The sequence below is a fragment of the Neobacillus sp. B4I6 genome (assembly GCF_050434045.1).
Lineage (GTDB): Bacteria > Bacillota > Bacilli > Bacillales > Cytobacillaceae > Neobacillus.
The window spans coordinates 2299304-2313600 of sequence record NZ_JBNPWB010000002.1 but is presented as its reverse complement, the minus strand read 5'-3'; the positions used below and the strand labels follow the sequence as shown (position 1 = coordinate 2313600).

Sequence of the window (14297 nt, the reverse complement as noted above, 5' to 3'; positions counted from 1 at the left end):
ATATATATATTAAGGTCTAATTTATATATTAGGTATGGAAATTATATTTTTGCAGCATAGGAAATTTTTTAAAATCATTAATTATAAAACTTGTATTACTTGAGGTGGAAGAACATGAAACTATTAATTATTACCTCGTGTACTAATTCAAAAATATATAGTCCTGAACAGCAACTAAATAAATCGGATTTTTTAGATACCAGTATCCTTTTTGAAAGAGAAAAGCAACTTGGATCTTTTAAGGCTAAAGCTAAAGATATGTATACAGGCCAACAGCATTTATGGGTTATTGATGGGATAAATAACCTTAGAGAAAAATATGGAGATAGTGTAGTTGATTTGGCGATTGTCTCAGCTGGTTATGGTTTATTAAATGAAGATCAAGAAATTTTTCCTTATAATGTAACATTTTCTAAAATGAAAAAAGACGAATTGACGGATTGGTCAAATAATTTAAAAATTAATAAAGATACCAGTGAAAAGATTAAATCCTATGATATGGTATTTTTTCTATTAGGTGAAGAATACCTTAATAGTCTTCAATTACCTTTTGTGGAAACAAGGCAAGATCAAAGGTTGGTATTTCTTGGTAGTAAGGCAAGTGGAAATTTAATACCTAATAATAATCCATATTATTATGTTGAAGTTGGTAACAAGGATGCTAAAGAATTTGGAAAGATGTCAATTAGTTTAAAAGGGTACTTATTCAAGGTCTTGGTAAAAGAAATAGTTGAAAATGGGTTAACTGTTCTTGATAAGATATATAATGATCCCCAATTTTTTCTTCAAACATTAGAAAAGTATCGAATAGAGGATAGTCAGCAACTAACACTCTTCGAGGAAGAACGTAAGGAGAAAAGATCAGGAAAAGTTGTGAAAACAAAGATAAAAAAGTCAAGTGATATGGTAATTCCTGAAAATATGTATGCTAAGAACTACGGCATTCATAAATTAAAGTACTTTATGCCAGAAAATGATGATCGAGTTGACCCTAACTTTAATTGGATAACGGAAGAGCATTCAAAGGACAGAAACCCACTCGAAGATTTTTATGCACATGAATTTTATGATAAGCCAAACTATGATGGTGTTCTTATTTCTAAAATAAATATAGACCAGAGCCAAACCCGTAAAGAATTGATTTTAAATGCAGGTGGATTACATAAATTTTTGAGACTACCTAATCATATTCCTTTATACGGGGATTGTGGTGCCTTTAGCTATATTACTGAAGAAGAACCAATATATAAAACGAATGAAATTCTTGAATATTATGAACAAATGGGCTTCGATATTGGTACAAGTATAGACCATTTAATCATTGGAAAAATTGCTGAAAATGAAGAAATGAGAAACTTCCGTTATAATTTAACATTGAAAAATGCATATGATTTTTTAAAAAAACACACTGAACGTAATTATAAATTTACTCCATCTGGTGTTGCTCAAGGATGGGATGTTGAATCTTATAAAAACTCATTTGCAGAACTAATCAAAATGGGTTATAAACATATTTCTCTTGGTGGTCTTGCACTCGCAAAATCCGAGGAAATTTTAGAAATCTTAAAAGCAATAGCACCAATTGTTCCAGAATATCTAGAAATTCATTTATTTGGCGCTGCAAGATTGGAATATATCGACGTATTCCATAAACTAGGGGTTACTTCTTTCGATTCAACAACTTTCTTAAAGAAAGCTTGGGGAAGTGCTTCTGGGGGCAATTATTTTACTGAAAATAAAAACAAGTATGCAGCAATTCGTATACCACAATCTGATGTACACCCAAAAGTAAAAGAACTTGTTAATAGAGGAATTAACACTGTTGAGGCCTTTAAAGATCTTGAACAAAAAACATTGAAAATTGTTAGAGAATTTGACCAAGGAAAAATTGAAATAACTAATACAGTTGAAACGGTCCTTGAATATGATTCATATCTCGAAACATTAAAGGATTATAATGTTAAATATAAAAAGGAAAAGGAAGTAAAAAATAAATTTATTTCAGAAAAACTAGGTCTAAGAGAAGCTGAAGTGTTCCAAATTGAAAAGGACATAGTAACTATATTAAATAAATTTAATAAAAAGAAAGAACTTAAGGGTATGAATGAATTCCTTTTAAGGGATTTAAGTTTTAACGAGCTCATGAGTAAAAATGAAAGTATTATAAAAAATACTGGTAGGGACCTATTACTTACAGTAAAGGAAATTGCTGAAAGTAATCTGAAAAAAGCTTTTGCTGAAAAAAAAGTAAACCAACAAGTATTGGATATTAAAGAGAAAGTATTACAATTAGACGAGAAGGAAATTGAAAAAAAGGTAAAAATCAGCAAATTTCTAATTGGAACCTTGAGTTTTAAAACACTAATTCTTGATTTTGATAACTTACATCAAGATATTGTTTGCAATGTTGTTTTTGAGCAACTAGATAAATTCCAAGCTGCGGAATCTGAAGCTATCAAAGAAAAGAACTTGGCCTTATTTGAGATAACATTAAAAGATTTCTTTGAAGCTAATTACGATCTGATATATTCTGCTAATAAACTAAGACCGATGTATCATAAAGTATTAAACGACAAACCTTGGAAAGATTGTTCTTGTTCGATTTGTAAAGATGTAGGTGTTGAAGTGATAATTTTTAGGGGGAATAATAGAAACCGGAGAAGAGGATTTCATAATACCTATGTCTTCTATAATCAATTAAAAGAAATTCAATCAGAAAAGGAAAGGTCATTATCTTGACCTTTTCTTTTTTTTTACCCTGACTTTATAATAGTATATGGAAGATAAATATTAAGTAAATATTGTATATTTAAAATAGGACATCCTATTAAGATGCATTAGTCTTAAATAAAAATAAACTTGGTGATGGAATTGATTAATTTGAACATTAATGATGTACAGAAAATCGTAATTAAAGAGAATAAGTCAATTTATAGTTATGTTGCTACAAAGGAGGAAGTTTTAAGTTGGAATGTTAAAGTCTCAGAAACTCCTTCATATTTTTTAAATGATATTTTAATTATTATTAGCAAAAGTATAAAGGAAAAAAAAAAGAGTAAAAATTTATCAATTGAAATTATTGATCCAATAATAATAAGTAAATTTAGTAATATCCAAAGTAATGAAAAACAGTTCGTGATTTTTAAGGTTGAAAATTTACCAGAACTCCTTCTTAATTCTTTATTAAGTAGTAGAAAACTGAATAATCTAGTTGAAATGAGAAGTACTAATTTGAGTAAAAAAACATTAAAATCTATTACATATTCTTCACTTGAAAAATTAATAAATGAACTTTTCGAGACCAGTAATTTTGAAAATACTACTGAAGTTGTTGTTTTATTACAAAATTATTTGGAGCAGCTAATTGAAGTGAATGCTGTGTATTTTCCTAATAATTTACGGGAAGTTTTGAAGATAAAAGAGAAAACAATTATACACAATATCAATTCATGGTTTATTTATATATGTTTTTTAAAAGAGCAAATAGAAGATGATGTAGTCGATATCGTGGCACCAGACTTATCAAGAAAAATAAAATATAAAAATTGGATTGGATCTTTTTTTGATCGAGATAATCCAATTTGGCAGGAAATTTATTCAAATACAAGGAAACATTACCCATCTAAGAAAAATAGGATAGAAATATACAACTTGTGGAAAAAATTAACGGAATCGTCTTCAGAGTAAGACGATTTTTTTATTGTTTAAGACATTTGTATTTATTGGAGAATTTATAAAACATTATAAAGATGGCAATATTTGTAGTGCCGATAATTTTATAATCTTTTTGTTATAATTTACTTTACTACCATGAAATTCCAATGATATAATTCAAATGTATTCACGTATCTTCACGTATCTATTTAAGAAGGAGGATAGTAATGGAATTTTATATAAGTTGGTCACATAGTGATGCAGTATTTTGTGATTATTTTGATGACTGCTGTATGTTAATCTCCGCTGTGCCTGATAACAAATATGGGATAAAAAAATTCAGAAAAAAACCAAAAAAACTAATTATTGATTCAGGTGCTCTTTACTACTCGAAAAACCCAGGAAAATATAAATTAAGAGATATATTGGATTTTCAAAAATACATCATAGATTCTGCTCCTTCAAATATTCCGATAAAATTAGTCCACCTAGATGAACCTCTACTAAATAAAAACACACTTTCAGAAAAGTTTTCCTCCGTCGAAAAAACATTATTTAATGCCTATGAATATTTACATTTAATGAATGAAAGTAATCTACCCAAAAATGTTTCTCTGATGGGAGTCATTCAAGGATTTGATATGCCAAGTACTAATTACTGTATTCATGAATTAAAGAAAATGGGGTTTAAAAATTTCGGATTGGGTTCAATGTTAACCAGACCTCCAGCAGAGCAGGTGAAATACATGAAGGCTGTTACAGAAATAGTGGGTCCGGATCATCTACATATTTTCGGGGTAACAGGTATTCAACAAATTAAGGAAATGGCAAAGTTGAATATATCATCATTTGATTCAAGCCGGCCGACTATGGTTGCAGCTTTTCATCAAGTCTTTTATAGTAATCCGTTCCGCACATACGTTATTTCAGAATCAAAGGTAAAGAGAAGGAATTTTCTAATAAGTAAACCACTTTCCTGTCAATGTCCTGTATGTATTGATGATCCAGGAGATATCTTAAACATTGCTCATCGTGATTATATGAAGTTGAGATCGATTCATAATTACTATCATTTAGCAAAAACGATTGACGAAATAAAAATCAATGAAGGAGTGATATAGTGTCTTTATTTCAAATTTGCTATGGCCCAGAAATTGGATCAATTCTTCAAACGGTACAAAAGTATCCTGGAATTGCAAGAACGGAGTTAATAGCAAAGTATCAGTACCAACCAGAAGGGGATATTTCCTCTTTGATGGATGCAGCACTTATTTTTTTGATGAATCTACACTTTATTAAAATGGATGATTTAAAACATATTTGGCCACTCAATCATTCTGAAGTAAAGGACTTTCATTATCTACAACGATTAAAAGAAATAGCAGAAGAATCCAATAATCCTGCAGATTCCAATTATATTTTTTCAACAATGCACTATTCTTTGTTTGTTGTGCCCAATCAACTTTACATAATAGATTTGCACTATGAAGCTAACCTGAAATTTGACAAACTAGCGATCAGTCAGGAAAAAGTAAATGCATGGAAAAGGATAATGGAGTACTTTGGTTTAGGTTATCGAGTATATGGAGGTTTTTATGCTCTTCCACGATTGGAATTAATGGAAAGCGTTGTTAAAGATATTGGACAATGGGAAGGTCCATTGCAGCTTTTCTTTGAGAAAAAAATAAACCCGATTATTCCATGTGTTCATAATGGAAATGTATTTAATGGCATAGTATATGCAGTCTTGAACCTAGGCAAAGATTCTATCCTGAAACTTTCCAAGAAACAAGATTTACCTTATACATCTTTTGGAGAAAAGAAGGAATGGAACTGGGTGAAAATAGGTGGTGAAACGGCATGATACCATGTATATCAACAAAAAATATCAGCTATTTATATGGTACAGCGGACGAAAGATACAATTTTTCGAAGGAATTTTACCGAAAAACTCATTTTCCACAAACTTTGAATCGATATTATAAAGATAAATTAATTGAAAGTGTCACAGAAAATGAGTTAATGCAAGAGTTGGAGGAGAATCACCCCTTTGGGAATCGGGTATATATTATATTTGGCTCAACGGGATCGGGAAAGTCTGAACTTCTCTGCTGGATACGTGATCAATGGGAACTTTCCCTAAATCGAAGGCCTATTATTAGAATTTCTAGAAATGAATTAAATCCTCAAGTGCTTGTAAAAAAATGTTATGAATCCATCGGTGTTGAATTAGGGGATTTAATTATTGATGAGAATAAATGGAATCTGTTGCTCAGTAAGCCGATTACTATAATAAATCAAATGGTATGGTCCACCATGTCTGAATTGTTCGAATGTGACGAAGATATCGTCCCTGCCACCTTGTTACTTAGACCTGTAATTGAAAAAAATATCCTAGAGTTTACAAAGCAAATAAGGCATGGTCAAATTAACAAACCATTAGAAATCATCAAAAAAGAGGAGTATGAGAAACTGCTCGAAAGCACCGCCATAAGCATTGATATTAACTACAATAAGTTTCGTTTTTCACTACTAAATAAGTTAGATCAATTTCTCTTTCAAGGAACAGATATTAAAACCATCTTTAAACAGTTATCAAATATATTAGTAGAGAAAAAAATTCGTCCCGTACTGTTAATTGATGATTTGGTCCAGTCCATTAATCTTTATGCTGCTGATTTGTTGGATTATTTTATTACATTAGAAGAAGGAAACTGGGATGTCGTTATTGGCTTAACTCCTGGTGTAGAACAGGGTGAAGCCTTCAATCTAGAATTAATGAATCGTATCCGGAATTTAGATACCATAGATGATCGCGTAAAAAAACTATGGTTATCAGATGAATCAGGGTCCAATTTCTTTTCATTAGAAAAAGAGCAGGCACAAGGCTATATGCACAATTATTTAGTCGCTTTAAAAGAAGCTAATGGCTATACCTGTTCAACCACATGTCCACATGCAACTTCTTGCATAAATTTATTAAGAGACTCACAAAATCAGTTGGAAATCTTACCTTTTAATGTTCCGCTCATAAATAGAATTTACGATGGTATACCTAATGGGAAGGGAACATTAAGGTATCTCATTCTTCACTCAAGAGAAATATTACGCTTTCTAATTAAGGGAGATGCCAAAGCAGCAAATAAGGTCTTTAATCTTGTAAACAGAGAAGTATTTATTGAACACGAGAACAAAACCGTTAAATTTTTGGCTGAAATGTACGCTCACCCTAAGGAAGACGATTATACATTGTCCGAGTCTTTATTGAAGCATTTTAGGAATGATTCAGGTGATATTACAGTAAACGTAAGAAATCTTGAACTGTATAAAGAAGTTGCTAATATTGAACCAATTCATGTTAAAAAAGAAGTGGTGAATACACATATCCGGGATTGGATTGAAGGAAATAAAGTAAAGGAAGAACTGTTGGAGCCAGTCCGTTCCGGGGTCGCAACAATTGTTCATGAAATCGTAAAAGGAACATCACTTATTCGATCAAATACTTCCAGGGCTACAAAATCAACGGCAATGATTCAACGAAGTGAAGTAGTCAATCGTTATAAATATCCTATATCATTTACCGAGACTGAAAACACTCAAATTGTGATTGACAAGAAGATCAATCTTCTCCAAATTGCCAATTTCCAACAATTGAAAATGCAAGATCGAGGAAATAGGTTTGAAAAAGTCGCAAATGATTGGAATATTACCGAATGGATTTATACGTCTGAGCGATTAAAAAAACAATGGAAGACCGAACTTGAAGAAAGTTTAGGATATAAAATTGTAGATTTCGCTTATTATCTAAAACTGTTTCTATACAAAATAAATATTATTGGTGAAAGTGATTGGACATCAGCGATAAATAATCCAATTAAAAAAGAATGGTTAGAAATAGCAGAAGATTTGTTTTTAGATTGGTTTGCTTTACGCGACAATATCATTGATGTGAATGAGATGAAGGAAAAAGGTGATCAATTTGACTTGCAATTCCTATCTTATAAACCAGTAAAGTCATTAAATAAATTCCAGATTAGGAATTACCCATTCATGTATTTCATCGCTGATCTGCAAAAAGGGATTAAAAGTTACGTGGATTCTTTAGAACCATTAATTGTTGAAAAAGCATCTGAAATCCAGAATCTGGTCAGATTTTCGCGCTATTTCTCTCGTGAAATGGTGGAGAAAGTGAAACAGGTAAACATGCTTATTCAAAAAGAAAATCGCACGATTAATGACCTTTACGAAATCAATGATATTATTACATGGCTATCTACAGAAGTTAATAGTGAAATCATTGCTAAAATTCAAAATGAGCAAACGTATTTATTCAATATCAATAAGTTTATTCCCACCATTGATATTAATATGGATTTTGATGAATACTTAAAAGATAAATTAAAATTGCGGAGCCAAGTGAGGAAACATCTACTGAAATTAATGGAAAAAGGGGAAACACAGCTTCCAAGGAAACAATGGAAAGGGATCTTAAGGGATATTGAAGAGGTTAACCCAGAATTCTTTGATCATCTTAATGTGAATGTAAATATAAGGAAATAAACTTAGATAAAGCTGGTATTTATACTAGCTTTTTATTTTTTTATCAAAAATTAACTAATCAGGTCTTTTATACTAAAAATAATATAAATTCGTGGGAAGCAGTATAAAACTATTATATAATAGAAACATGTCATTATTCGTAATAAGGTGTTGATAATCTGTGTTGGAAGAACTTAGAGTAGGCATGTATGTAAGATGTAACGTGGATTTAGAACATCCAGATACACCTAGGCGATTTGCACTAGGTCAAGCAGATATGATCAATAAAAATGAAGAACAGGTATCTGTTGAGTTTTACAACCTAGATAAAAAATTTGATTATTTTTCCCTTTATAAAGTCCCAAAGCAGGAAAAGTATCATGTGACTCAAGTGGAACATGTGAAAATTCTCCCTGATTCTAAAGTAGAAGTGAAAAATCAAAATCAAGAAGCCAAAATTATCGAATTTTCACATCAAGATGAAAAGGGTTATTTCTGGTACTATGTCGAAATCCAGGTAGGGAAAGAGAAGCAAATTAAGGTATTCTGTGAATCAGGACTAACCGTTTCCTTTAACCGGGCAGATGTCAATCCAGTTAAACAAATCGCAAATTATGAGTTAAATAATCCTAAATGGTATTTAAAACGGGAAATCGTCACCAACTCGCTGCACACGCTCAAAAATGCAACTTTTGGCTTTGATACATTAGTTGGGTCTCGTGTCTATTTGTTAAAACACCAAGTAGATACGATTGTACGGGCAATTTCCGAGCGACCTTGCCGGTTCATGCTGGCGGATGAAGTAGGTCTTGGGAAAACGATCGAAGCGATCGTCATTATGAAAGGGTTACAAAAACGAATTGGTGAAATAAGGATCTTAATCATTACCCCGGAATCATTACTTTACCAGTGGAAAAATGAATTATCCTTTAAATTCTGGTCGGATTTTCAAGTCTACGGTGAAAAATCTTTCCGTGAGGAAAACCCATTTATCCTCTTTCCGTTAGAAAAGGTAAATACACCTGCTGGTGACAAGATTACCGCGGGCAATTGGGACTTAGTCATTGTCGATGAAACGCACCGCTTGCTCTTTTTGGATGACGAATACAAAAAGTTACTCCAAGTGAGCCAACGAGTGGAAAATCTATTACTTTTAAGTGCGACTCCAATTCAATCCCGTCCGAATGAATTTTTGAAATTGGTACGTTTACTTGAACCGAAAAAATATCTGAAAATGTCTGAAAGAATCTTCGATGAATTATTAGAGAAGCAATCCTACATCCGCAAGCGTGTATATCAAATGATGCAGGAGATCCCTGAATATCTCGAAGATGAATTAGCCGATGATTTTATCGATAACTGTGAAAAGATTGCCAAAAGACTGAAAGATGATATCTTTGACCAGATCGTTAACAAGATTGATCCCGATTCTGAGGATCAAGGACTGGATCAAGTGAAATTAGCCCTAGCCTATTTAGCTGAAAATTATCAAATCGAACGAAAGGTGATTCGTCACCGCCGAAAAGAATTAGAACAACAATTGCCGAAACGATTTAAAGAGATCGTGACGTATCAAATGCAAGGCTCAGATATGCTTTATTATGAGGCTGATGTCAACGATACCCTTTTAACCTATTTAGATTATATGAATCGTCAAGGGTATGACTCCGGCCTAACAGGTGCGTATCACCGCGTCTTTTTATCAAGCATGTTCAGTTCACCTTGGGCGCTTGAATCGTTGATTACAAAACGACTGGAGTTCTTAAAAAGCAACAAATTAACGGTGGAAATGGAATCTATGAAGCCGTTAATTAATTTGCCTGGTGCCAATGATGAGGAAAGTTATCTTCAGGACTTGTTAGAAATGAACAAAAGATGGAAAAAGGCAGCCGAATCAGAGTTTAACAAGATGGAAGAACTTTACAATGATCCTGATTTAATCAAAGGTCGGCTAATGTTTGTTTTAGATTATATAACAGAAAATACAGAACAGGAAAAGCTTGTAATCTTCTCACAATGGAAAGAAACAATCGTTCAGTTTGAGCGCCTGCTTGTCGCAAGGTTTGGTGAGGGCAGTGTCCGAAGTTTTTATCATGGCAAAAATGAAGAAGAACTCCAACAAGCTGTTGACGATTTCCAAAGCAATCCAGCTTGTCGGTTCATGGTTTGTGATCCACTAGGCGGGGAAGGCAGAAATTTTCAAATGGCGGATTTTCTTGTCCATATTGATTTACCATGGTCACCGACAGATCTGGAACAACGGATTGGTCGTCTTGACCGTTTGAACCGGGATAAAGATGTACTGTCTGTAGTATTTTCTTCAGAAGAGACGATCGAAGAAGAACTCTTTCGTTTATGGGACGAGGGCTTACATGTATTCGATGAGAGTTTAAGTGGCATCGAAATAGCCCTTTATGAAATTCAAAACTCGATAACGGAAGCGTTAATATCGGATTTACAAAACGGCTTAAGCAATAAATTAGAGGAAATCAATTCTAGCCTTCTGAAAATGAGGGAAAAGGTAGAAGAAGAACGTTTCTTCGATGTTGCACGACAATTAGATCAATCGGTAGAACAACAATTGTTATATTTAATTGATCAATTTGACAAAAATGATGGCGGCGTTCTTGCTGAAACAATGATGACCTGGTCACATTTATGTGGTTTACACGGAATGAGTGTCGAAAATGGGACAGCAGTCATGTATTCGCCAAAATCCTTTAATTTTAAATCAATGAATAATGCCCAATATTTCGTCCCAGATTTGGAAGAAGCCCGAAAAAGAGCATTACGTTCGCAGCAATTACGAGGTACCTTCATTCGCAGAAAAGCAATTGAACGGGAAGATTTAATGTTTTATGCCCCTGGTGATTTACTATTTGATTCAATTGTTAACAATGCCTATGAACTTTCGGCTGGACGGTCAACAGCACTTGAAATTCGGACAAACAATGTGGACTGGGAAGGGCTAGTCTTTACTTGGTCGATCACTTTGAATCCGAAGCCATTAATCAAAATGGGTGAGTCGCTAGATCATCTTTACCATGCGCAAGGCTATTTGCCGCTCCAACATTTTAAAACCGTAGAACAAGTTGGCGGGGATAATCTCGATGACCGAACGATTTTATCGGTATTGGCTGGAAATATTCCAGATAAAGTGCTCAGACATATGGGTCGCAGAGAAGGCGGCATCTTTAAACATTTTGTGGAAGAGTACCCGAGAGATATTTGGGAAAACATGATTGAAACGAGCTATGAAAAAAGCGAAGCCAAAGTTGAAGACTATTTCAAATCCGAAGTTCATGTAGAGCAGGCACGTGAAGATTTTCAGCAAAGAATTAACTCGATGAAAGCATCAAACCTCTATTATGGGTACAAAGATGATGCCAATGTAAAGTATTTATCGACAATCTTTGATGCAGTTCAAAAAGGAATCGAGAATCCGGTCTTCCGTTTAGAATCTGTGGCCTTCGTAAGGATGGTGAAAGTGGTTGGAAAGAATTTATGATCTAGCACAGAAGGTCTTGCTAGAAGAGATCGATGTGGTCGAAGGTATAGAAGCCTTGAACAGCATCCTTGAGGATGCGGACATCATGTTATTGTCCAAGGCAAGCTGTGTGAAGCGCTTATTCCGTTGTTTAAATGACATGTCGACCCATTCCAAACAATCATCCATTTTAGACTTTGCAGGACATTTGCGCCAGTTTATCCTTATGTTTCAGGCGAAGGTGCACGTTTCCACATTATTAAGTAATCAACTTATGAACATTGCGGATACAGCTGGTTTGTACGTTAGGTCAGATGGGGAAGTAAATGCGATAACAGAAATTCCTGTAAATATTCCGGACATTGACAAAATCAAAGAGATTTTTCGTTTACCGGAACGTAGAGTAGTCAAAGCACCGATTGGAGATGGGGTTCTACATCACATGGCGGGTTTTACAAACTATCGCTCTGAAGCGCAAAAAGTGATGGTCAAGGCATGTATGAACATGGAAGATGGAGAAACTCTTATTGCTGCCTTACCTACTGGTGGTGGTAAAAGTTTAGTCTTTTTGTTACCATCCTTTTATGAAACAGAGGGCGGTACCATTTTAGGGTCTTTAAGAGAATCGGTGGGAACAACAATTGTGGTTGTTCCTACGGTAGCGTTAGCGATCGATCAAAAGATGTCAGCAAGAAAGTTCTTCCCTAATGCTCTTGAAGATAAATACAAGCCGCAAGCCTATTACGGAGGAATGTCTTCTGAAGAAAAGCAAAACATTTTTGACGGCCTAGAAGATGGCTCCTTGCCGATTTTATATACGAATCCAGAGTCGATTGTGAATGGAAGGTTAGCAAAACCGATTGAAGATGCAGCGTGGAGAGGGAATATTACCCGTTTTGTCATTGATGAAGCTCATATCGTTCTTGACTGGGGAAGCCACTTTCGACCGGATTTTCAACTTTTAACCGTTTTTCAAAAGCGACTGCTTAAAGCAACCAGAGGGAAACTTAAAACCATTCTTTTATCGGCGACATTGACAGATGATGCGACTAGTCTGCTGAAGCACCTCTTTAGTCATGATGATAAGTACACGGAAATTCGTGGTGACGAATTGCGGTTAGAACCAACTTACTTTATTGATGAATGCAAATCTGTTTCGGAGAGAACAAGAAAAATCATCAATGTAATTCCCTTTCTGCCGAGACCGATTATTCTTTATGTCTCAACGCTCGAAGACGCGCCGAAATGGAAAAAAATGCTGATAGAAAAAGGGTATAAAAGTGTTGAATCGTTTTCTGGCTCTACAAGCGCTGCAAAGCGTGAACGGATCATCCGCCAATGGAACAAGGATAAAATTGATATCATTGTCGCTACTTCGGCCTTTGGAATGGGTGTTGACAAACGAGATATCCGTACGGTCATTCATTGTTGTCTTCCTGAAAGTGTCAATCGTTTTTACCAGGAAGTAGGTAGAGGCGGTCGTGACGGCTTTGCTTCCATCAGTTTACTGAGTTATGTTTATGATGAAGATACTGCTGTTCAAAATCATTTAACAAAGTCATCTGTGTTAACTATAGATATGCTTTGGAGCCGTTGGAAAGGCATGTTTGATCGAAGAGAGGCAGCTAAATCTGCTGATGAGTTTTTGCTTCACATGAATTCTCAACGAGAAGGACTGACAGGTCAATCAGGAAAAAGCAATGCAGGTTGGAATGAAGCAGTGTGCCTAATGCTTACACGATATGGTGTGATCAAAATTTTGAATACCTCATTTATGGAAAATGAATCCTTTAGAACATTCTTGGTGAAAATCCTTAAAAATTTCTCCAGTATAAATGATGAGGAACAGTTTGTTAAAATTCTTGAATCTGAACGAGATAAGGAAAGAAAAAGAGTGAATAAAGACCTTAGACAAATCAGGAAACTGGTGAATGAAAGAGAAGAAGAATGTGTATCTGAATATTTTATCAACACCTATCCGTATGCATCGGAAGCATGTGGCGGATGTCCTGCTTGCCGCTCGCAAGAGATTGATTTGAGGTATCACCGTCCAAAACTTACAATCCCGTTCAATAATCGAGAAATTGAAGTGAAATCTGATCTAACAGGAAGTCTAGAAGAATTATCCGGAGGATTCCAGGAGATTATTCTCAAACCTAACGAAAATAGATGGAATCAAGAGTTATTGATCAATGTAATACAACAATTGACTGATTGCAACATCGGTACAATTGTTATGCCTGATGAAAATGGAATTAATTTAACCGATTTGGTAAAAGAAGCTCCAACAGGAGTCGGATCGATCAATTATAATTTTTTAACAAGTGAAGAGTTACTCACTTATCCCTTGGATTTGTTAAAAGGCTCTATCGCTATTTTCTATCGCCAGGATGAAAAGCAAAATGATCATTTATTTCGTTGGTCAAGAACGTTTCTCAAAAGACATTCGCTTGGAAAAATTGTCCACGTGTCGATACCAGAAATATTTATCACTTCAGAAGGAAAAACACTTAATAGTGTAATAGATTATATAACTGTTGATCTTAATGAATTTCTTGAACGTCAAAATGATATGTTCACACTGGAAATGTTTTAAAAATGTATCCTTAGCTTTCAA

Annotated in this window: 7 protein-coding genes; all 7 read left to right on the top strand. The window is 34.1% G+C overall.

All coding sequences use genetic code 11. The features are described 5' to 3' along the window. Positions 1-114 precede the first annotated feature (114 nt). The 7 genes from dpdA (at position 115) to dpdF (ending at position 14276) form a co-directional block, all read left to right on the top strand. The gene (dpdA, locus tag QF028_RS13400) at positions 115-2739 is read left to right on the top strand and encodes a tRNA-guanine transglycosylase DpdA (protein ID WP_429466103.1); all 2625 of its coding nucleotides are present in this window, start codon (positions 115-117) and stop codon (positions 2737-2739) included. A gap of 141 nt (positions 2740-2880) precedes the next feature. Further along, positions 2881-3687, top strand: a complete 807-nt coding sequence (locus QF028_RS13395) for a hypothetical protein (RefSeq protein WP_429466101.1) — start codon at positions 2881-2883, stop codon at positions 3685-3687. A 194-nt stretch (positions 3688-3881) separates the two neighbouring features. Continuing rightward, the gene (locus QF028_RS13390; protein ID WP_429466099.1) at positions 3882-4775 is read left to right on the top strand and encodes a queuine tRNA-ribosyltransferase; all 894 of its coding nucleotides are present in this window, start codon (positions 3882-3884) and stop codon (positions 4773-4775) included. Next, positions 4775-5518, top strand: coding sequence for a hypothetical protein (locus QF028_RS13385; RefSeq protein ID WP_429466097.1), 744 nt, complete (start codon positions 4775-4777; stop codon positions 5516-5518). Before QF028_RS13390 ends, QF028_RS13385 begins: the two co-directional genes overlap by 1 nt. After that, the gene (locus QF028_RS13380) at positions 5515-8214 is read left to right on the top strand and encodes a hypothetical protein (protein WP_429466095.1); all 2700 of its coding nucleotides are present in this window, start codon (positions 5515-5517) and stop codon (positions 8212-8214) included. The genes QF028_RS13385 and QF028_RS13380 overlap by 4 nt, the downstream gene beginning before the upstream one ends. 160 nt (positions 8215-8374) lie before the next feature. Then, a complete protein-coding gene (locus QF028_RS13375; protein ID WP_429466093.1) occupies positions 8375-11701 on the top strand; it encodes an SNF2-related protein in 3327 nt (1108 codons plus the stop codon). Next, a complete protein-coding gene (gene dpdF, locus QF028_RS13370) occupies positions 11685-14276 on the top strand; it encodes a protein DpdF (RefSeq protein WP_429466091.1) in 2592 nt (863 codons plus the stop codon). The genes QF028_RS13375 and dpdF overlap by 17 nt, the downstream gene beginning before the upstream one ends. The last annotated feature ends 21 nt before the right edge of the window (positions 14277-14297 follow it).